Below are 20,821 nucleotides of genomic sequence, written 5' to 3' on the forward strand. Positions count from 1 at the left end.
GGGTTCCCGCCTGCGCGGGAACACGGCTTATGTGGCGATATCCTCAAACAGGTCGCGCCACGTTGGGTTCATTTCCTCGATCATGCGCAGCTTCCATTTGCGCTCCCATTTCTTCATCCGCAACTCGCGCTGGCGCGCTTCCTGAATGTCGTCATAGGCTTCGTACCAGACCAGCAAGTGACAGCGATATTTGGCGCTGAATTCACCGCCAAAGCCGTTGCGATGTTGCCAGGCCCGTTGGACGAGATCGCTGGTCACGCCAAGATACAGCGTCCCGTTCTGGCTGCTTGCCATCAGATAGACGTAACCGGGCTTGGTCATGCCGAAATTCTACCGTGTTCCCGCGCAGGCGGGAACCCAGTCCAGAGGGCGGAACCAGGCTCCCGCCTTCGCGGGAGCAGGCTGCGTTAAAAATCATCCAATGGACTATTTGAACACCCATTGGCGGTTCAGTCCGAACATCACCGCGGGTGTTACGAAGATCATTGCCGGGATCGGCGACCATTCGGGCCAGCCCATATGGGTCACGCACAGCCATACCCACAGGGCGTTGAGCGCATAGCTGACCAGTGACACCGCGACGAAGCGGATGCCGCGCGATGCGGCCTTGTCGCGGGTGCCGTGGCCGCGGAAGGTGAAGGCGCTGTGGCTGACATAGCCGATGACGACCGCGGCGCCATAGCCGATCAGATTGGCCAGTTGCGGATGCAGACCGGCGAGCGCGGCGAGGCCCCAGTAGATGACCGCCTGACAGGCTGTGACGAACAGGCCGGTCACGCCATAGCGGACGATTTGCCAGAAGAGCGCGCGATGCTGCGGTGAAAGTCGGTTGATGATGGCCATGGTCCCCGTTGCGCTTTGCCACGGCTCGTTTAGGGGGCAAGAATGAGCTTGAAAAGCGCCGATGCCCTGCGCGCGCGGGTGACCCATATTTGGCCTGTCCTGCTGGCGTGGAGCGCGCGGCACTGGAAGTGGCTTACCTTCCTCATCGCGATCGCGATCGCGGTCGCCATGGTCGTCAGCCGCTGGCCCGCCATTCACTGGCTGGTGCTGGGCGATACGGACGACAATATCCGCTATGTGCAGGTGAAGGACTGGCTCGCCGGGCAGGGGTGGTACGACCTGCGCCAATATCGGCTCGATCCGCCGGGCGGTGCCAATATCCACTGGTCGCGTCTGGTCGATATTCCCATTGCCGGGCTGATCCTGTTCTTCCGCGCCTTTGTCGACCAGGGGCTGGCCGATCGGCTGGCCTGCGGCATCGCGCCCTTGCTGCCGCTGTTGCTGCTGATGCTCAGCCTGGGCTTTATCGGGCGGCGGCTGGCCGGGCCGCATGGCTGGCTGCTCGCCGCGCTTGCCCCGCTCGCCGCGCAGATGGGGCTGGGCATGTATGCGCCGATGCGGATCGACCATCATGGCTGGCAACTGGCGCTGGCAGTGACGATGCTGGCCGGCGTCATCGACACCAACCGGCTGCGCGGCGGGGTGATGGCCGGGGTCAGCAGTGCGCTGTCGATCGCGATCGGCATGGAGATGATCGTCTATCTGGCGGCGGGCGGCGGGCTGATCGCGCTGCGCTGGGTGTTCCGCGAAGGGGCGGAGCGGCGGATGCTGCCTTATGCGCTCAGCCTGGGCGGGGCGACTTCGCTCTGCTATCTGCTGTTTGCCAGCTATGCCAATCGCGCGATGGTGTGCGATGCGATTTCGCCCATCTGGGTGGCGGTGTTCGGCGCGGCGTCGGCGGGCATGGTGCTGCTCTCGCTTGCCCCTTTGCGCGGCTGGGCGATGCGGCTGGCGGCAGGCGCAGTCGTAGGCGGCGCGGTGGCGGCCTTCTTTTGGCTGAACTGGCCGCAATGCCTGAGCCCCTATCAGATTTCGCCCGAACTCGAACGACTGTGGCTGGCCAATATCCGTGAGGCCAAGCCGATCACCGCGCAGGCACAAAGCCTGGTCGTGCCGTTGCTGGCGATTCCGCTGGCGGGGCTGGTCGGGCTGATCTGGGCCTTGTGGGACGCGCGGCGCGATGCGGAGCGGCTTTGGGCCTGGGCGACTGTCGGCCTGATGATGCTTTTTTCCACCGCCTTGCTGTTCTGGCAGTTGCGCGCGGGGCCAGCGGCGCAGCTGCTGGCGATCCCGCCTGCCGCCTGGGCCGCACACCGGCTGATCGTCGCGATCTTTACCGGCACGCGCCGGGTGCGAATCGCGGCGGGGGCAGGGGTGGCGCTGCTGGCGGCGATCGCCTGCGCCTATCCGCTCTATCCGCAGATCATGCGCGGATGGGCGGAATTGACCGGCAACAAGCCCAAGCCCTGGCGGCCATCCGCCATCGCCCGCAACGATGCGATCAAGAAAGCCAATAGCCGGTGCCGCACGCTGCCCGCGCTGGAGGTGCTGGACCAATTGCCCCCCGCAACCATCTTCACCATGGTCGATCTGGGACCGCGCCTGATCGCGACGACGCATCATAGTGCGCTGGCTGGTCCCTATCATCGCAATGGTGCGACGATCCTGGACATGCACCACGCCTATGACGGCCCGGCCGATGCCTTCCGCCCCATCGCGGCGCGGCATCACGCGACCTATTTGCTGGTGTGCCCCAATTTCCCCGAAGGCACGATCTATCAGTCGCGCAGCCCGCAGGGTTTCTATGCCGACCTGATGCGGGGCGCAATTCCGCGCTGGCTGGTGCCGGTGACGCTGAACAGCGGCATGACATTGCCCTATCAGCTCTACCGCATCGATTATTCAGCGTCGGGCAGCAAAAAAATCCCTGAGCAGCGCTGAGGCTTCGGCTTCGGCCAATCCGCCATAGACTTCGGGCCGGTGCAGGCATTGCGGCTGGGCGAACAGACGCGGCCCCTGCTCGATCGCGCCGCCCTTGGGATCGCCCACGGCATAATATAGCCGCGCGATCCGGGCGTGGGAGATGGCTCCCGCACACATCGGGCAAGGCTCCAGCGTGACCCACAGGTCGCAGCCTGTCAGACGAAAATCGCCCAGATGGATGGCCGCCGCCCGCATCGCGACGATTTCGGCATGGGCGGTGGGATCATGATCGCGGCGGTTGCGATTCTCGCCCTCGCCAATGATGATGCCGTTTCTGGTCACCACCGCGCCGATCGGCACTTCGCCCGCCGTTTCGGCCGCGCGGGCCAGCGCCAGCGCGCGGCGCATCGGATCGGGCAAGGGAAAGGGCGAGGACATGACATCCCCGCCCTTACAGCATCTTGCCCGTCACGCGAACTCAGGGTTTCTTGACGGCGACAGTCGGCACTTCGACGGTTTCGTTGCGGGTGCCAACCTCAACCTTGGCGACGCTGGCTTCATATTTGGGAAGCGCGCCTTCCTTGACGGCGATTTCGGGAAGCCGTCCGTCCCGCGTTTTCTGCAAGTCGATGAAGCCGGTGGCGATGCCGCCAGCCAGCACGAGCAACAGAATGATCAACAGCCCGCCAATGAATCGCATTTCAACCTCCCATATGTTACGGGGCGACAACGCTTCGCCGCGCAAAAGGGTTGCGACACGCCGAGCGGCGGGTTGACGGCCAGAGGGAATCCCGTTATCGGCGCGGCTTTCCGAACGAACCCGAATTACAAGGTTGATTGACTATGTCGCGCATTTGCGAGCTGACCGGCAAGGGTCGCCAGGTGGGTCACAATGTTTCCCACGCCAATAACAAGACCAAGCGGGTGTTCCTGCCGAACCTGCAGAATGTTTCGCTGATCTCCGAAGCGCTGGAAACCAGCGTGAAGCTGCGCGTGTCGACCCATGGTCTGCGTTCGGTCGAACATAATGGCGGCCTGGACAACTGGCTGCTCAAGACCAGCGACGACAAGCTGTCGCTCAAGGCGCGTCGCCTGAAGCGCGACATCGTCAAGAAGCAGGCTGCCGCAGCCGCCTGATTTCTCGATTCGTTTCGGCATAAGAAGCGGCCCCGCAACGGGCCGCTTTTTTGCGTGCGAATGGGGCGCTGGATGGCCCGCAAGCCGCGCCTTTCTGCGCTTCCGGTGCTCACGTACTGAAGTACGCTGCGCGCCGGTTCTCGAAATTCACGACTTGCGATCCACCCTGCACCCCATTCGCAGCTATCAATCCAGTGCGAATTTCAGCAGCAAGGTCCGCTGGAAAAATTCGTGATTGTCGTCGGACACGACCCAGATGATCGTCCGTCCGTTCTCCCGGCTGATCGCCAGCCCTTCGAAATTGTCGGCCAGCAGCGGCGGGGCGAGGCGGGCGAGGGTGCGGGCCTTTAGCTCCATGCCCGGTTCCAGCCGTTCGGGCAGGTCGACGATCGCGATCGTCGCGGTGAACAGTTCCTGCAAGGTCAGGCGGCGATTGAGGACCAGCAGGTGCCGCGCATCCAGCGCCACAGCGTCGGTCGGGCGATAGCCCTGCGGCGGGGTATAGCGCAGATGGATCGGATCGGCGGTGTCGCTTTCTGCCGGGTCGCCGGGAAATAGCAGCGTGTCATGACGCCCATCGGCCGTCATCCCCATCTCGCCGATTGCGATGAAGCGGCCATCGGGCAGGCGCGCGAGTGATTCGATCGATCCGGTCGGGGGCCATGCCATGATCTGCGGCCAGGTACGGCACGCCTCCACCCGCGCAAAGCCGGGGGCGTAGCGGCAGATTGCCTGCTGCAATTCGAACCCCACCCAATAACGGTCGGTCGCACGATCATGGGTCAGCGATTCTGAATCCCAGGCCCACCAGGGGCGATCGCGGTCCTGTGGCCGAATGGGCAAGGGGGCGATGAACGGGCGGCGGCGCGCTTCGCCTGGCCCGACATGCAGCCCCATCAATATGCCGGAATCGCTCAAGGCCAGCACATCGCCCGGCGGCGAGACCAGCATGGCGGAAATGCCGCCGAAGCCCGGATTGGCGCTGCGCAGTTCCCAACCGCCCAGATAGGCAAGCGCGCCCACGCGCCGCAGCGCAGGATCGTTCGTGCTGAGCGGCAGCGCGCGCGTGGTCACCAGCAGCGCGCCCGGCTGCACGGTTGCGGGTTTGCTGTTGTGCGGGGCGGGCAGCAGCAGGATGGCGAGCGCCAGGACGATCAGGATTCGCGACATTCCCTTCGCCATAGGATAATATCCTGCCGGGCGCAGCAGGCGGTTGCGCGCTTCAAATTGTGCTTTTCAGCGGAGGTCGACTCTGAACCATGGCTGTCAGCCCCATTCAGGGTCGGCTCAAGGCGAATCGGTCATAAGACGATCATGACTGGCGAAACCCGTGCGTGGGACGCGCCAAGGCATTGATGGTTTTGGAAGGAGCAACGCCATGAAGATGAAGTTTCTGATCAATATGGGAGCCGCTCTGGCAATGGGCGCTGCTTCCCTGGCCGTGACTGCAACCCCGGCTATGGCCCGCGATGGCTATTATCGCGGTTATGACCGTGGCGACTATTATCGCGGTGACCGTTATCGCGGCTATCGCGGGGACCGCTATTATCGCGGCAATGACCGCTATTATCGCAACAACGCCTATCGTGGTGGCTATCGCGGCGGTTATCGCTGCCGGGACAATGGCACGGGCGGCACCATCATCGGTGCGATCGCTGGTGGCCTGCTGGGCAATGAGGTCGGCAAGGGTTCGGGCCGTTATGGCCGTCGCGGTGACGGCACGGCCGGCGCGATCATTGGCGCAGGCGTCGGTGCCCTGGCGGGTCGCGCGATCGATCGCGATTGCTGAGCGGGTGACGTGAGACCTGCGGATTATGCAGGATAAGGGAAAGGCCGTCTCGTTCGAGGCGGCCTTTCTGCGTCAGGGGTTGGAGGCTGGCGCTGGCGCTACCCGGCCGCGATCGGCGCGGGCCGCCGTGCTGGCCGCCGGATTGAGACCTGCGTTATCGTTTTGCGCCGCCCCCTTTTGTGCGTCGAGCATCGCCGCTGCATCATTGAGCGCACTGGCTTCGCTGGCGCTGACCCCGCCGACGCCATCGGGCGACCCCGAACCGCAGGCCGTCAGTGGCAGCAGCGCCGCGGCGATGAAGATGGTGCGGATCATCGATCGGTCCCCAATGGAAAAGGGGCCGCTCCGTTTCCGGCGCGACCCCCAATCAAATTCTGAAAAGTCCTGCTGGACTTACATCGCGTTCGCGACGTTTTCGGTCGCGTTCGACGCAGCGTTGTCGGCGTTGTCGGCGGCGTTCATCGCAGCGTTCATGGCGTTGTCAGCAGCATTCGATGCGTTCTCAGCCGAGTTGGCGGCGTTGTCGGCAGCGTTTTCCGCGCCACCCGAGCAGGCGGCCAGGCCGAGCGAAGCAGCGAGAACGAGCGAAAGAGCGATAGACTTGGTCATGGGCAGAAACCCCTCTCTGAGAATAAAAACGGTGCAGACCACTCTCGGAGAAAAGCTCACCCCCCATTGCGCCTGCGCATCGATTCGTAATGCTTTGGATGATGCAAGGCAATCCCATTCCTGCAATCCGGGCCGCAAAGCCGGGTGCTTTTGTTCGCAGTTGCGGAAATTCTGCGGGCATTGACGTATATAAAGATTTCTTTATATGATGCCGCCATGCACACGGCACTCGATATTTTCCGGGCACTTGGCGACCCCACGCGGCTGCGCATCATCCACCTGTTGCGTGCGATGGAACTGGCCGTGGGGGAGATTGCGCAGGTCGTGGGGCAAAGCCAGCCGCGCGTGTCGCGCCATGTCCGCATCCTCGCCGAAGCTGGCCTTGTGGAACGGCGCAAGGAAGGCAATTGGGTATTCCTGCGGCTGGGCAAGGGGGACGATGTTGCGCCCTTTATCGCGCTGTTCGACCGACTGACGCCGTCGGAAAGCGAAACATTGTGGCAGGCGGCCGATCTGGCGCGACTGGCGGCGGTGCGGGCGGATCGGGCGCGCGCTGCGGAGGATTATTTCGCCGACCATGCCGAAGAATGGGACGCGATCCGCTCGCTCCATGTGGCCGAAGCGGATGTCGAGGCGGCGATGACAGCGCTGCTGGAGCGTGAGCCGATTGGCCACTTGCTCGACATCGGCACTGGTACCGGGCGGATGATCGAGCTGTTCGGCGGCGCGGCGCAGGCAGTGACCGCGATCGACCGCAGCCCCGACATGCTTCGGCTGGCGCGGACCAAGCTGCCTGAGGATGCGCGCGACAAATATGCGCTGCTGCTGGGTGATTTTGGCGCATTGCCGCTGGAGCCGGGCAGCGTGGATACGGTCGTGCTGCATCAGGTGCTGCATTATGCGCAGGCGCCTGAGCAGGTGATAGGGGAGGCTGCGCGCGTCACTGCGGCCGATGGCCGGGTACTGATCGCCGACTTCGCGCCGCATGAGCGGGAGGAGTTGCGCGTGCGCGACCAGCATGCGCGGCTGGGCTTTTCCGACGAACAGATGGAAGGCTGGTTCGCCGCTGCGGGCCTGCAACTGGAACGGGTGGACACTTTGCCCGGCCATGAACTGACGGTGCAACTGTGGCTGGGGCGACGCAAGGGCGCGCCCGTCCGGCAGCAAGAAGGACGGATTTCCGCATGACTTTGAACGATCCCGCCGCGCCGCTCTATGCGGACCTTGCGGGCGACTGCCATGTCAGCTTTGAATTTTTCCCGCCCAAGACGGAAAAGATGGAAGCGCAGTTGTGGTCGGCGATCGAAACGCTGACGCCGCTCCAGCCCAAATTCGTGTCCGTAACCTATGGCGCGGGCGGATCGACCCGTGAGCGCACGCATAATACGGTCGCCCGGATCGCGCGGGAAACGCCGCTGGCCGCCGCCGCGCACCTGACCTGCGTGGGCGCGAGCAAGGCCGAAATCGGCGAGATTGCCGACGCCTATTGGGAGGCGGGGGTGCGCCATATCGTGGCGCTGCGCGGCGATCCGCCCGAAGTCGGCGGGACGTTCGAGCCGCACCCGGAGGGTTACAAGGGCGCAGCCGAACTGGTCGAAGGGCTGATGCAGCGGCATCCGTTCGAAATTTCCGTGTCCGCCTATCCAGAGGTGCATCCCGAAGCGGCGAGCGCGCAGAGCGACCTTGATAATCTCAAGCGCAAGCTGGACGCCGGGGCGACCCGTGCGATCACGCAATTCTTCTTTACCCCCGACGCCTATTTCCGCTTCCTGGACAAAACTTTGGCGGCAGGGATCACGGCGGACATCGTACCCGGCATCATGCCGGTCAGCAATTTTGCCGCGACGCAGCGCATGGCGGCGATGTGCAATACGCAGGTGCCCAGCTGGATGGGCCGCCTGTTCGAAGGGCTGGACGATCATCCCGCATCGCGCCAGCTGGTGTCGGCGACGATCGCGGCGGAACTGTGTCGCAGCCTTTACGGCGGGGGCGTGCGCGATTTTCATTTCTACACGCTCAACCGCGCTGAACTGAGTTTTGCAATTTGCCATTTGCTGGGCCTGCGGGCGACGGCGAGCAATGGGGGAACGGCATGATCTGTACTCATCCGTTCGCCCTGAGCTTGTCGAAGGGTTCCACCGACCGCAGGGAGGTATCTTCGCCTCCGCTCAGACAAGGGCTTCGACGCGCTCAGCCCGAACGGAGTTTTTAATATGACAGCCGAACAGACATTGCGGGCGCTGGCCGCGGACAAGATCCTGATCTTCGATGGCGGCTATGGCACGTCGATCCAGAAACATGGCCTGACTGAAGCGGACTATCGCGGCACGCTCGACCTGCCCAAGGATCAAAAGGGCAATAACGACCTGCTCTGCCTGACCCGTCCCGACATCGTGGAAGGCATCCACAGCGCCTATCTGGACGCGGGCGCGGACATGATCGAGACCAATACGTTCAGCTCGACCAAGATCGCGATGGCCGATTATGGCTGCGAACATCTGGTGTGGGACATCAACATCGCCGCCGCGAAGCTGGCGCGCGCCGCGTGCGAGAAGGCGACGGCCAAGGACGGCAGACCCCGCTTCGTCTGCGGTTCGATCGGCCCGACGAACAAGACGCTGTCCATATCCCCCGACGTCAACGACCCCGCTTTCCGCGAGGTCGACTTCGACACGCTGAAAGCTGATTATCGCGAGCAATGTGATGCGCTGATCGCGGGAGGGGTCGATTTCCTGCTGGTTGAAACCTGCTTCGACACGCTGAACGCCAAGGCGGCGGGCATGGCCGCGCGCGAGGCGGAGGAGGCGGCGGGCCGATCGGTGCCGCTGATGCTCAGCTTCACCATCACCGACATGTCGGGCCGGAATCTCTCAGGCCACACGATCAACGCCTTCTGGTATTCGCTGCGCCATCTGAAGCCGCTGACCATCGGGGTGAACTGCGCGTTCGGCGCGGATTTGCTGCGGCCCTATCTGGCCGAACTGTCCAAAAATGCCGATACGCTGATCCTGGCCTATCCCAATGCGGGCCTGCCCAATGAACTGGGCCAATATGACGAGCTACCCGCCACCACCGCGCGACTGATCCGCGAATGGGTGGACGAAGGGCTGGTCAATATGGTCGGGGGCTGCTGCGGCACGACGCCCGCGCATATCGGTGCGGTGGCCAAGGCGCTGGAAGGGCACAAGCCGCGCGCGGTACCACAACTGCCCGTCGTTACGCGGTTGGCGGGGCTGGAGCCGATGCATATCGCTGCCTAATACCATCCTCCCCCTCGATAGCGTGATACCCCTCCACCATGCCTGCGGCATGGTCCCCCTCCCCCTAAGGGGGAGGATTTTTGGAAGAAGCGAATGACCACCAAATCCACCGCCAGCTTCGTCAATGTCGGCGAACGCACCAATGTTACCGGATCGGCCAAGTTCAAAAAGCTGATCATGGCGGGCAATTATGCCGCTGCGATCGACATTGCGCGCGAGCAGGTGGAAAATGGCGCGCAGATCGTCGACGTCAACATGGACGAGGGGCTGCTCGACGCGGTCGAGGCCATGACGACCTTCCTCAAGCTGATGACGTCGGAGCCGGACATCAGCCGCGTGCCGGTGATGATCGACAGCTCCAAATGGGAGGTCATCGAAGCGGGCCTCAAATGCGTGTCGGGCAAGCCGATCGTCAATTCGATCAGCATGAAGGAGGGCGAGGAGGCCTTCCTATTCCATGCCCGCAAATGCATGGCCTATGGCGCCGCCGCGGTCATCATGGCCTTTGACGAAACGGGGCAGGCCGATACCAAGGCGCGCAAGGTCGAGATTTGCGAGCGCGCCTACAAGCTGCTGATGACCATCGGCTTTCCGCCGGAGGACATCATCTTCGATCCCAATATCTTCGCGGTCGCGACGGGGATCGAGGAGCACAACAACTACGGCGTCGACTTCATCGAGGCCTGCCGCGAGATCAAGGCGCGCTGCCCGCACGTCCACATCTCCGGTGGCCTGTCGAACCTCAGCTTCTCGTTCCGCGGCAACGAACCCGTCCGCCGCGCGATGCACAGCGTATTCCTCTATCATGCCATCCCCGCTGGCCTCGACATGGCGATCGTCAATGCAGGACAGCTCGACGTCTATGACACGATCGACCCGGAACTCAGGACGGCGTGCGAGGATGTCGTCCTGAACCGCGACCCGGAAGCGGGCGACCGCCTGGTCACGCTGGCGGAAAAATATCGCGGCACCGACGCGGTTGCCGACAAGGCCGCGGAAGCCTGGCGCAGCTGGCCGGTCGCCAAGCGGCTGGAACATGCGTTGGTCAAGGGCATCGACATGTATGTCGTCGACGATACGGAGGAAGCGCGCCTGTCCGCCGACAAGCCGATCGAGGTGATCGAAGGGCCGTTGATGGACGGCATGAACGTGGTTGGCGACCTGTTCGGCGCGGGCAAGATGTTCCTGCCCCAGGTGGTCAAGTCCGCCCGCGTCATGAAGAAAGCGGTCGCGCACCTGCTGCCCTTTATCGAGGCCGCCAAGGAACCGGGCGCCAAGGGCAAGGGCAAGATCATCATGGCCACGGTCAAGGGCGACGTCCATGACATTGGCAAGAATATCGTCGGCGTGGTCCTTCAGTGCAACGGCTTTGAGGTCATCGACATGGGCGTGATGGTCCCCTGGCCCGACATCATCAAGGCGGCGAACGAGAATGACGCCGACATGATCGGCCTGTCCGGGCTCATCACGCCCTCGCTGGACGAGATGGTGACGGTCGCCACCGAAATGCAGCGCGCGGGCATGACCATGCCGGTGCTGATCGGCGGCGCGACGACGTCCAGGGTGCATACCGCGCTGCGCATCGACCCGTCCTATACTGGCCCGGTGGTCCATGTGCTGGACGCCAGTCGCGCGGTCGGGGTGGCGACGGCGCTCGTCTCTGAAACGCAGCGCAATGATTTCGTCCAGAAGACCAAGGATGATTATGAGCATGTCCGCGTCGCCCGCGCGAACAAGGGGCAGAGCGCGCTCGTCAGCCTGGAGGACGCGCGTGCCAATGCGTTCGAGATTGACGAGAGCCTGAAAGCGCCGCGCCCCCGCCTGCCGGGTGTCCATCGCTTTCCCGACTGGGATCTGAAGGATCTTGTCCAATATATCGACTGGACCCCATTCTTCCGTGCCTGGGAACTGGCGGGCAATTATCCCGCGATCCTGACCGATCCGGTGGTAGGCGAAAGCGCGTCCAGCCTGTTTGCCGATGCGCAGGCGATGCTGGACAGGATCGTCAACGAAAAATGGCTGGTCGCGCGCGGGGTTGCGGGCCTGTGGCCGTGCCGCCGCGAAGGCGACGACATCATCGTCCATGTCGAGGATGAGAAGCACTACACCCTGCCGATGCTGCGTCAGCAAATCCAGAAGCGCGAAGGCCGGGCGAATATGTGCCTTGCCGACTTCATCAGCCATGACGGCGACTGGATGGGCGGCTTTGCCGTCGGGATGCACGGCATCGAGCCGCATCTCGCCCGGTTCAAGGCGGCGATCGATGACTATTCGGACATACTTCTGAAGGCGCTGGCCGACCGCCTGGCTGAAGCCTTTGCCGAGCGCCTGCACCATTATGTCCGCACGGCGCTGTGGGGCTATGCGGAGGGCGAGCAGCTGACCAACGAAGCCCTGATCAAGGAACAATATCGCGGCATCCGCCCCGCGCCGGGCTATCCCGCCTGCCCCGAACATAGTCTGAAACCCATATTGTTCGAGATGCTGGACGCCCATCACGCCACCGGCATCACGCTGACGGAGAGTTTCGCGATGCTCCCCACAGCTGCGGTCAGCGGCTTCTATTTCGGCCATGCTCAGGCGGAATATTTCGGCGTGGCCCGTGTCGGCCGCGACCAGCTGGAGGATTATGCGGTGCGGCGGGGGATCGATATCGACACGGCGGAGCGCTATTTGAGGCCGAACCTGGATTGAGGGGGGCTCTAAAATTTATCGGCAGATTTGCTACCTCGATAATGCTTGATACGCTAGGTCGTGAACCCATAAATGGCGGCGGCTAAAGCCCTTTGTATAAGGCTCTCGCTCCGAAGATGGCGGCGACACAAAGAGCGATCCCTGCGATGCCCTTTGCTACGCCCCAGATAGTTTGGGTTTCGGCATTGAAGAGCAGAATTGCCCCAAAAACAGCCGCCGCACCTATGGCAGCGAACGCGGACTTTGCAGCGATCAGGTCCTCGTTGAATGGGTCTGACATGAGGCAGACAATATCGTATTTCGGTCGCGCCACCTACAGTGGCTTTTCTTTATGCACGAAAGCTGATTCAGGATCAGCATGAGCCGATATGATCTGACAGACTTTGAATGGCGCGTGATCGAGCCGCTCTTGCCCAACAAACCCCGAGGCGTCCCACGCGTTGATGACCGCCGCGTGCTGAACGGCATCTTCTGGGTCTTGCGTTCGGGCGCACCTTGGCGTGACTTGCCAGAGCGCTATGGTCCGCGCACCACCTGCTACAATCGCCTTGTGCGTTGGCGCAAGGCAGGGGTGTGGGACCGAATGATGGATGCCATCACCGCCGCCCATGACGGTGACATCCAGATGATCGACAGCACTTCCATCCGGGCGCACCAACAGGCTGCGACGGCAAAAAGGGGGGTCGAGATCATTGTCTCGGTCGATCACGCGGTGGACTCACGACGAAAATCCATGCCGTCGTCGACGCGCAAGGCCTCCCGATCAGGCTCGGCCTGACTGCTGGCCAAGCCCATGATGGGCAGGTCGCCGACGAACTGCTCAACCATCTCGGGCCGCACATGGTCGTGCTTGCCGACAAGGCCTACGATGCGGATCGCATCCGCACACTGATCGAGGAGCAAGGAGCCACGCCCAACATACCGGCCAAATCTAATCGAAAGTGGAAGCCCTGCTTCAGCAAACGGCTCTATCGCGAGCGCAACCTGATCGAGCGGTTCTTCTCCAAGCTGAAGCACTTCCGCCGTGTCGCAACCCGCTACGACAAGCTCGCCGAAAACTTCCTTACCATGGTCAAACTCGCCTCGATCCGCCTGTGGCTGCGCGTTTATGAGTCTACGGCCTAGTCTACTCGCATGAGCATGGGCGGCGATGGGGTTATCACAGAGCGACCTTGGGTCGAGGGTGCGAGGCACGCAAGCGAGAATCTTCCCTTTATACCCCGTCGTTTTCAGGTTGGTGGACGTCTGCAGATTGCCGATAGTCCTGCTGTCCGCACGACTATTTCCCCAAGCTGTGTACTTTGCGGTGGAATAATCGCCAACGAAGACGCCACGCTAGAACATCCGTTGCCTCAATGGTTGCACCGGATGGCCGGAAATGTCAGTGAGAATAGGGTCGAAATATTTAGCTCCGATGAACAAAAACAACCTACATGGCGGCAATTATGCTTGGCATCGCATAAAAAATGCAACGCGGAATTTGCGAGAAAAATTGAAGAGCCTGTCATTTCTCCCATCAATCGTTTAACTGCCGGTGGTAGGGTTACGTGGAGTGAGATAGACGCGATTTTTGATTGGTTGGACAAAATAAAATCGTCCTCTGCTTTGATGGGGGCGGCGCTCGGTGGCCATTCTTTGCAGCTTAATTACTATGAAACTTCGTTTCCAAATCTTAGAATTGGTGCATTTGATAGAATTGGGATTTTTTTTAGAGTAACTGATAAGATAATTTCTTTGGATTTATTAGATTTTTTGAATTCTTCGTTTATGTCCACGCCTAGTGCGATGCTTCTACGCATAAAAGATCTAATGATTGTATATGTTAGCAATAATTTTTTGCTTTCATCTACGTTTGGTCTCGCAGTCGTTACTGCAGATGGCGGGTTTACGCGTTACGTCCCTGGCACCGGATTGTTCGTTGCGGGTTTGGGAGCGAGACGATCTCGCTTGCCTGCTGCGAAAATTATCGCGCAACCCATGCGTCGCCAGCATCGGAAACAGGGGTTGAGTGACGTGGGGCCTGCGCTGCAACCCAACGGAGATGGGAGGGTGTTTGAGCTATGCGGTAGCAGGTGGCATAGGGTGCGCAGTACCGATTTCTCCAGCCTTGTTCGGATTAACTCAAGTATCGGATATGCCTTGGCGGGCCTGGAAGTCATAGAATGGCTAATTCTGTGCAAAGAGCAAGATTTCGCCAGATACGGAAAGAGCGAAGCGTTTTTTATGAAAAGTTTGCCTGATTTGCATGAGCAAAAGCTAGGTTTGTTAGATACTATCGCGGAACTGCGCGGAGGTATTCGGCCCAGTACAAGCGATCGTCTGTAGACGATGTTATAGCACCGTTTAGTGGTAGGTTTAGGTTTATGAGCGAAGGTTGCGTTGAACGCCGGGCTTGGGCAGACCTGTGCGAACGATCGTGATCCTCAAGGAATTGACATGCTGCTGGTCGGTGATCCTGTCCCCTCATTCTTCGCTCGAGGAATCACAAATCCCCGGTTTTCATTCGACAGTGCAGCCGGGCGCTACATCGTCGTCACCTTTCTGGGCAGCGGTGCTTCTCCCGGTGCGCAGGCGTTTCTGGCGGCCATGCACGCCGAAACCAAGTGCCTGGACGACAGGTTCGCATGCGCTTTCATCGTCACGAACGACCCGCGCGACGAACAGAGCGGGTTGCTGACGGAGCGTCAGCCCGGAATTCGGCTATTCCTCGACTTCGACCTGGAGATGGCGACATTATTCGGGGCTGTCGGACGTCAGAAGGACAATGGCTCCGCCGTGGCGCTCATGACCTGGATACTCGACCCAGGTATGCGCGTGCTCAGGATTTTGCCGATCAATGATCTGGCGACGCATTATGACGACATATGTGCTGCGCTGGACGGGCAACCGGCGCCGAAGGCGGACATGGATGCATGGGCGCCCATATTGGTGGTGCCCAACGTGCTGGAACCGGATTTCTGCCATAAGCTGATCACCTATGCCGAAACGGTCGGGCTGAACGACAGCGGCTATATGAAAACGGACCCAAAGACCGGCGAGACGGTCCAGGTGCTCGATCATGTTCACAAGCGCCGGTCCGACTGCAGCATTGATGACGAGCAGCTGCGCAACGCGTTGAAAGCGCGCATTCGGCGGCGGCTTGTTCCGCCGATCGCCAGGGCATTTCAGTTCACTGTGTCACGGATGGAGCGATACATCGTTGCGCGCTATGATTCCAAGTCCGGGGGACATTTTCGCCCTCACAAGGACAATACGACGCTGGGAACGGCGCATCGCAGATTTGCGGTTTCCATCGGTCTCGACGCTGATCGCTATGAGGGCGGGGATCTGCGTTTCCCCGAATTCGGCCCGCGCACCTATCGGCCCCCGACCGGCGGGGCGATCATATTCTCCTGCTCGCTGCTCCACGAAGTTCTGCCCGTGACCAGCGGCGAGCGATATGCGGTTTTGCCATTTCTATATGATGAAGCGGCGGCCCAGATCAGGCTGGAAAATGCCAAGCATCTTCAGGATGCCGGACTGCGGGAAAATGTCATCCAGTCCGTGACGGGCGATTCCAGGTCCAAGGCGGAATAGGGCACTTCTTTCATACCTCCCGCACCTCCCCTCTGGCCAAAAAGGGCGCCCGGTTGCCCGGACGCCCTTCTTCGTTTCGTAAGGAAAGGGGATGCCCTACGCTTTATAGACTTTGTCGACTGCCGCGCGGAATTTGGCCATGTCGTCGGCGGAGCCGACGGTGACGCGGGACACGGTGGGCCAGATCGCCCAGCTGCGGCCGATCTGTACCTTTTCCGGGGTCGCCAGCAGCGCGGCCTGCATGTCCTTGGCGGGCTTCTTCCAGTTCACCATGAACATATTGGCCTGGCTGCCCGGCTGGACCTCGATGCCCTTCTTGGTGAGCCATGCGATGGTTTCCTCGCGATTGGCGATCATTTCATTGCGGCGCGCCTTGATAAGGGCGGCTTCGGTATAGACCGCATTGCCGCAATGCATCGCGGTGATCGCCAGACCGCCGGCTGCCGGGCCGAACAGCATGATGCGCTTCTGCACTTCGGGATCGGCGAAGGTCAGGCCAAGGCGCACGCCGGCCATGCCGAACAGCTTGGAGAAGGTCCGCATGACGATGATGTCCTTGCGGTTGCCGATCAGCGTGGCGGCGCTGGGGCTTTCCGAGAAGTGGATATAGGCTTCGTCCACCAGCAGCATCGAATCGGCGGGCTTGTTGTCGAGCAGCCACTGGATGTCGGCCAGCGGCGTGATCGTGCCGGTCGGGTTGTTGGGCGTGCAGATATAATAGAGGCCCGCATTGGGATTGGCGGCCAGCATCGCCTTTACATCATGCCCCTTGCCGATGGCCTGCGGAGCCTTGGCGATGGGGGCCTTCATATAGTCGGCGGTGCGCCAGGCGGATTCGAAGGTCGGGTCGGCGGTGACCAGACCCTTGGTCGGCGAGCAATAGGCCGCGACGATGCTGACCAGCGGGCCGCCGGAACCGGGCCAGGGCATGACATGGGTTTCGGGAAGTCCCTCGACCGAGGCGACGGTCTTGACCAGGTCGCCACGATAATTGTCGGGATCATACCAGTTGCCAAAGGATGCAGCCTCGGCGGCGGCGGCGACGCCGGACGGGAAGGGGCCGGTCCAGCATTCATTCGCACCGATGCGCACCGCGCCCTTGATGCCGCGCCCGGCCTGCTGCTGCGCCATCGCGCCGCTGCCCAGCAATGTGCTGGCGGCGACGCCTGCACCCAGCAGGGCGGCCACTTCGGCCAGCTGGCGGCGCGAATAGCCGCGTTCGATCAGATCGTCTCTGGCATCCTTGTCGAGCATCATCGTCATGTCGTCTGTCCCCTTTGTCCTGCCATCCGGGCGTTCGTTCCGGGCGTTCATGGGGTAAAACGAAGCGGCGGCGCATTTCCGCAATGCGCCGCCGCCAGAAATCGTAACTTTTTGACGTTGAAAAAGCGGGGTGCCGTCAGGCTTTCCACACCTTGTCCACGGCGGCGCAAAAGGCGTCCATGTCCGCCGCAGAGCCAACCGACACGCGCGAGACATTGGGCCAGATCGGCCAGCTGCGGCCAATCTGCACATTTTCCGCCAGCAGCGCATCGGCCATGGGCTTGGCGGGCTTGCCCCAATCGATCATGAACATATTGGCATGGCTGCCGGGGATGACCTTGATCTTCTTTTTCGTCAGGAAGGCGATCGCCTTTTCGCGATTGGCGATCATTTCAGCCCGTCGCGCCTTGATGAGGTCCGCCTGCGCGACCGACACCGTGCCGCACGCCACGGCGGTCATCGGCAACATCGCCGTCACCTGCCCGCCATCATAGCGCATCATCTTTTCCATCAGCGCAGGCGCGGCGAAGGTCAGGCCCAGCCGCATCCCCGCCATGCCGAACAGCTTGGAGAAGGTGCGCAGCACGATGACATCGTCACGGGTCGCGGCCATTTTGGCGGCGGTGCCGGTTTCGGTCCAGTGAATATAGGCTTCGTCCACGACCAGGATCGCGTCCTTGGGCTTGTTGTCGGCCAGCCACTGAATGTCGGCGACCGGCGTTACCGTGCCGGTCGGATTGTTGGGCGAACAGATATAATAAAGCCCGGCATTGGGGTCCGCTGCCAGCATCGCCTTGACGTCATGGGCATAATCCTCGGTCAGCGGCACCTTGGTCACTTTAGCGCCCAGCCAGTCGCCGGTCCGCCAGATCGCTTCATAGGTGGGGTTTGCCGTCACGATGCCGCGCGTCGGCGACGCGAAAGCGACAGCGACGCGGCTGAGCGGATCGGACGATCCGGGCCAGGCGACGATGCGATCCACCGGGATGCCCTCTACCGCGGATACGGCGTCGAACAATTTCTGATGCTCATTGTCCGGTTCGTAGCGATTGCCTTCGGTCACAAGCTTGAAACCGGCTTCGGCTGCAATCGGGAAAGGGCCGGTCCAGCATTCGTTCGCGCCGATTCGGACAGCGCCCGCGACCGGCTTGGCCGCCTGCTGCGCCAGGGCGCCCGTCGCGCGGATCGCCGCTGCGCCAGCGCCTAGCAGCGCGGTTGCCTTGGCCAGTTGCCGCCGCGAATAGCCGCGGTCCAGAAGGTCGCGTTCAAACGCCGTTTCATCCCGTGTCGCCATGGTCCCATTCTCCCAGAAAGCCGATTTTATCTTCTTAGACGATCGTACAGAATGTTTCCGCCATGCAAATGACATCTGTCGGCGATCGCGCTGCATGAATGGCTTGGAAAGCAGGCCGCCGATCTGATAGCGCTGCTATCATGCCCAGCACGCCCGCCGCCGCCGCCCGCCAGATCCTCACCCGCCTTCAGGAGGTGATGGCGTCGCGCACCAGCGCGCAGGCGAAACTGAACAAGGTGGTGGAGATTATCGGCCAGTCGCTGTCGAGCGAGGTCTGCTCCATCTATCTGGTGCGTGAAGGCGTGCTGGAACTGTTCGCGACCCGTGGCCTCAAGCAGGAAGCGGTCCATGTCACCCGCATGGCGATGGGCGAGGGGCTGGTCGGCCTGATCGCCACCAATGTCGAAACGCTGAACCTGGACGAGGCCGCGTCGCACCCCGACTATAGCTATCGCCCCGAAACCGGGGAGGAGCTGTTCCACAGCTTTGCCGGTGTGCCGATCGTGCGGCGGGAAAGGTCGATCGGCGTGCTGTGCGTGCAACATGCCGAGCCGCGCAAATATGAGGAAGTGGAGATAGAGGCGCTTCAGACCGTCGCCATGGTGATGGCCGAACTGATCGCCAATGCGGAACTGGCCGATGACGGACCAAGCGACCAGCGCGTCGCCGATACCGGCACGACCATGCTGCACGGCCTGCAACTGGTGATGGGCATGGCGCGGGGCCATGCGGTATTCCACCAGCCGCGCGTCCATATCGAACATACGGTTGCGGAGGATATAGAGGCCGAGCGGCAGCGGGTCATTTCCGCCTTCGCCAAGATGCGCGAACAGATTGACCGCATGACCGGCGCGGCCGAGTTCGGCATGGAGGGCGAGCATCAGGAGGTTTTGGAAACCTACAAGATGTTCGCCTATGACGAAGGCTGGACCCGCCGGATCAACGAGGCGATCGACAGCGGCCTGACCGCCGAAGCGGCGATCGAGCGGGTGCAGCAGCGCACCCGCATGCGGATGCGCCAGATTGACGATCCGCTACTGTCCGACCGGATGCATGATCTGGAGGATCTGGCCAACCGGCTGCTGCGGATCGTGTCGGGGCAACTGGGCACGGCGGCGCAGATGGGTCTGCGGCAGGACGCGATCCTGATCGCGCGCAACCTGGGCCCGGCCGAACTGCTGGAATATGATCGCCGCCGGTTGAAGGGCGTGATCCTGGAGGAAGGATCGCTGACCGCCCATGTCACCATCGTCGCGCGCGCCATGGGCGTGCCGGTGCTGGGCCGCGTCCGCGACATTCGCCATCTGGTCAATGAGGGCGACCTCATCCTGATGGACGTCAACACCAATACGCTGTTGATCCGCCCGACGCCCGACATGGACGAGGCGTTCGACAACAAGCTGCATGTCACGCAGAAGCGTCGCGCCGAATTTGCCGCGATGCGCGACCTGCCGTCTGTCACGGCCGACGACCAGCGGGTGGAGTTGATGGTCAATGCGGGACTGCGCGAGGATGCGCAGGCGCTCGACATGGTGGGTGCGGACGGCATCGGCCTGTTTCGTACCGAATTCCAGTTTCTGGTGTCCGCCACATTGCCGCAGCGGGAAAAGCAGCAGCGGCTTTACAAGGATGTGCTGGATGCGGCGGGTGACCGCCCCGTCATCTTCCGCACCGTCGACATCGGCGGGGACAAGGCGCTGCCCTATATGCAGCGCGACGATGACGAGGAGCTGGAGGATAATCCGGCGATGGGCTGGCGCGCGCTGCGGCTGGCGCTAGACCGCGACGGTCTGATGAAGGCGCAGGCCCGCGCCTTGCTGGAAGCGGCGGCGGGCAAGGTTTTGCACGTCATGTTCCCGATGGTGTCGGAACCCTGGGAATATGAGCAGGCGCGCGCGCTGGTCGAACATCAGCGCCTGTGGTTGCAGGAGCGCAAGAAGAAGTTGCCGATCGCGGTCAAATATGGCGCGATGCTGGAAGTGCCTGCGCTGGCCGAAGTGCTGGACATATTGCTGCCGCGGCTCGATTTCCTGTCGATCGGCACCAATGACCTGACCCAGTTCCTGTTCGCCGCAGACCGCGCCCATCCGCGTCTGGCGGAACGATATGACTGGTTGAGTATCGCCATTCTGCGCTTCCTGGACCGGGTAGTGCGGACCTGCGCCGACTATCAGGTGCCCGTCGGCGTGTGCGGCGAAATGGGTGGGCGCACGCTTGAAGCGATGGCGCTGGTTGGCCTGGGCATTCGCCGCCTGTCGATCACGCCTGCCTCGGTCGGTCCGGTCAAGGCGATGATCCGCGCGGTCGATGCGGCGGAACTGCAGGCGTTGATGCGCGAATTGCTGGACGGGGGCGTGCGCGACATTCGGGCGAGCCTGACCCAGTGGGCGGTTGAACGGAACATCGAACTGGGGTGAGGTGAACGGCAAAGGC

Annotated in this window: 21 protein-coding genes; 11 read left to right on the forward strand and 10 right to left on the reverse strand. The window is 62.1% G+C overall.

Annotated elements, in window-relative coordinates; all coding sequences use genetic code 11:
• Positions 1-27 precede the first annotated feature (27 nt).
• Both IWY39_RS15390 and IWY39_RS15395 read right to left on the reverse strand, forming a co-directional pair.
• Positions 28-321: a GIY-YIG nuclease family protein gene (locus IWY39_RS15390; protein ID WP_107124766.1), complete on the reverse strand. Its 294-nt coding sequence runs from the start codon at positions 319-321 to the stop codon at positions 28-30.
• 105 nt (positions 322-426) lie between these two features.
• The gene (locus IWY39_RS15395; protein WP_107124767.1) at positions 427-843 is read right to left on the reverse strand and encodes a GtrA family protein; all 417 of its coding nucleotides are present in this window, start codon (positions 841-843) and stop codon (positions 427-429) included.
• 42 nt (positions 844-885) lie between these two features.
• Between IWY39_RS15395 and IWY39_RS15400 the strand changes: the two genes are divergently transcribed.
• On the forward strand, positions 886-2,784 hold the full coding sequence (locus IWY39_RS15400) for a hypothetical protein (protein WP_107124768.1): 1,899 nt from the start codon (positions 886-888) through the stop codon (positions 2,782-2,784).
• Here the strand turns inward: IWY39_RS15400 and IWY39_RS15405 are convergent.
• Both IWY39_RS15405 and IWY39_RS15410 read right to left on the reverse strand, forming a co-directional pair.
• The gene (locus IWY39_RS15405; RefSeq protein ID WP_017181089.1) at positions 2,746-3,204 is read right to left on the reverse strand and encodes a nucleoside deaminase; all 459 of its coding nucleotides are present in this window, start codon (positions 3,202-3,204) and stop codon (positions 2,746-2,748) included. The two genes, IWY39_RS15400 and IWY39_RS15405, sit on opposite strands and share 39 nt — an antisense overlap.
• A gap of 40 nt (positions 3,205-3,244) precedes the next feature.
• Entirely contained in the window at positions 3,245-3,466 is a 222-nt protein-coding gene (locus tag IWY39_RS15410; protein WP_017181090.1) for a hypothetical protein, read from the reverse strand.
• Between the two features lie 143 nt (positions 3,467-3,609).
• Here IWY39_RS15410 and rpmB point away from each other — a divergent pair, with 143 nt between their 5' ends.
• Positions 3,610-3,903, forward strand: a complete 294-nt coding sequence (gene rpmB / locus IWY39_RS15415) for a 50S ribosomal protein L28 (RefSeq protein ID WP_017181091.1) — start codon at positions 3,610-3,612, stop codon at positions 3,901-3,903.
• Between the two features lie 186 nt (positions 3,904-4,089).
• Here the strand turns inward: rpmB and IWY39_RS15420 are convergent, their stop codons facing one another.
• Positions 4,090-5,073, reverse strand: a complete 984-nt coding sequence (locus IWY39_RS15420) for an esterase-like activity of phytase family protein (RefSeq protein WP_107124893.1) — start codon at positions 5,071-5,073, stop codon at positions 4,090-4,092.
• Between the two features lie 208 nt (positions 5,074-5,281).
• Here IWY39_RS15420 and IWY39_RS15425 point away from each other — a divergent pair, with 208 nt between their 5' ends.
• Positions 5,282-5,692, forward strand: a complete 411-nt coding sequence (locus tag IWY39_RS15425; protein ID WP_107124769.1) for a glycine zipper 2TM domain-containing protein — start codon at positions 5,282-5,284, stop codon at positions 5,690-5,692.
• A gap of 72 nt (positions 5,693-5,764) precedes the next feature.
• On the opposite strand, the gene IWY39_RS15430 is transcribed toward IWY39_RS15425, so the two are convergent.
• Both IWY39_RS15430 and IWY39_RS15435 read right to left on the reverse strand, forming a co-directional pair.
• The gene (locus tag IWY39_RS15430) at positions 5,765-6,007 is read right to left on the reverse strand and encodes a hypothetical protein (RefSeq protein WP_107124770.1); all 243 of its coding nucleotides are present in this window, start codon (positions 6,005-6,007) and stop codon (positions 5,765-5,767) included.
• A gap of 78 nt (positions 6,008-6,085) precedes the next feature.
• A complete protein-coding gene (locus IWY39_RS15435; RefSeq protein WP_107124771.1) occupies positions 6,086-6,301 on the reverse strand; it encodes a circumsporozoite protein in 216 nt (71 codons plus the stop codon).
• A 216-nt stretch (positions 6,302-6,517) separates the two neighbouring features.
• Here IWY39_RS15435 and IWY39_RS15440 point away from each other — a divergent pair, with 216 nt between their 5' ends.
• From IWY39_RS15440 to metH, 4 genes are all read left to right on the forward strand, one after another.
• Positions 6,518-7,489: an ArsR/SmtB family transcription factor gene (locus IWY39_RS15440; RefSeq protein ID WP_107124894.1), complete on the forward strand. Its 972-nt coding sequence runs from the start codon at positions 6,518-6,520 to the stop codon at positions 7,487-7,489.
• Positions 7,486-8,397 (forward strand): methylenetetrahydrofolate reductase, encoded by a 912-nt coding sequence (gene metF, locus IWY39_RS15445; protein WP_019053414.1) that lies wholly within the window; start codon positions 7,486-7,488, stop codon positions 8,395-8,397. The genes IWY39_RS15440 and metF overlap by 4 nt, the downstream gene beginning before the upstream one ends.
• A gap of 117 nt (positions 8,398-8,514) precedes the next feature.
• Positions 8,515-9,561, forward strand: a complete 1,047-nt coding sequence (locus IWY39_RS15450; RefSeq protein ID WP_107124772.1) for a homocysteine S-methyltransferase family protein — start codon at positions 8,515-8,517, stop codon at positions 9,559-9,561.
• 93 nt (positions 9,562-9,654) lie between these two features.
• Positions 9,655-12,255, forward strand: a complete 2,601-nt coding sequence (gene metH, locus IWY39_RS15455; RefSeq protein ID WP_107124773.1) for a methionine synthase — start codon at positions 9,655-9,657, stop codon at positions 12,253-12,255.
• Between the two features lie 82 nt (positions 12,256-12,337).
• Here the strand turns inward: metH and IWY39_RS15460 are convergent, their stop codons facing one another.
• On the reverse strand, positions 12,338-12,535 hold the full coding sequence (locus tag IWY39_RS15460) for a hypothetical protein (RefSeq protein ID WP_107124774.1): 198 nt from the start codon (positions 12,533-12,535) through the stop codon (positions 12,338-12,340).
• 78 nt (positions 12,536-12,613) lie between these two features.
• Between IWY39_RS15460 and IWY39_RS15465 the strand changes: the two genes are divergently transcribed.
• The 3 genes from IWY39_RS15465 (at position 12,614) to IWY39_RS15475 (ending at position 15,831) form a co-directional block, all read left to right on the forward strand.
• Positions 12,614-13,380 (forward strand): IS5 family transposase gene (locus IWY39_RS15465; RefSeq protein ID WP_107124775.1). Its coding sequence is split into 2 segments (ribosomal slippage): positions 12,614-12,938 and positions 12,938-13,380, totalling 768 coding nucleotides; the frame shifts between segments, so codons are not numbered across the junction.
• 9 nt (positions 13,381-13,389) lie between these two features.
• Complete coding sequence (locus tag IWY39_RS15470; RefSeq protein WP_145169791.1) at positions 13,390-14,580, forward strand: hypothetical protein; 1,191 nt, start codon at positions 13,390-13,392, stop codon at positions 14,578-14,580.
• Positions 14,581-14,691: 111 nt separating this feature from the next.
• On the forward strand, positions 14,692-15,831 hold the full coding sequence (locus IWY39_RS15475; protein WP_017181100.1) for a 2OG-Fe(II) oxygenase family protein: 1,140 nt from the start codon (positions 14,692-14,694) through the stop codon (positions 15,829-15,831).
• Positions 15,832-15,927: 96 nt separating this feature from the next.
• Here IWY39_RS15475 and IWY39_RS15480 read toward each other — a convergent pair whose 3' ends face one another.
• Positions 15,928-17,094 (reverse strand): pyridoxal phosphate-dependent aminotransferase, encoded by a 1,167-nt coding sequence (locus IWY39_RS15480; RefSeq protein ID WP_026149760.1) that lies wholly within the window; start codon positions 17,092-17,094, stop codon positions 15,928-15,930.
• 136 nt (positions 17,095-17,230) lie between these two features.
• Entirely contained in the window at positions 17,231-18,388 is a 1,158-nt protein-coding gene (locus IWY39_RS15485; RefSeq protein WP_107125389.1) for a pyridoxal phosphate-dependent aminotransferase, read from the reverse strand.
• A 140-nt stretch (positions 18,389-18,528) separates the two neighbouring features.
• On the opposite strand from IWY39_RS15485, the gene ptsP reads away from it, so the two are divergent.
• Positions 18,529-20,805, forward strand: coding sequence for a phosphoenolpyruvate--protein phosphotransferase (gene ptsP / locus IWY39_RS15490; RefSeq protein WP_107125390.1), 2,277 nt, complete (start codon positions 18,529-18,531; stop codon positions 20,803-20,805).
• Positions 20,806-20,821 lie beyond the last annotated feature (16 nt).

The sequence above is a fragment of the Sphingobium sp. JAI105 genome (assembly GCF_015752145.1).
Classification (GTDB): Bacteria; Pseudomonadota; Alphaproteobacteria; order Sphingomonadales; family Sphingomonadaceae; genus Sphingobium; species Sphingobium xenophagum.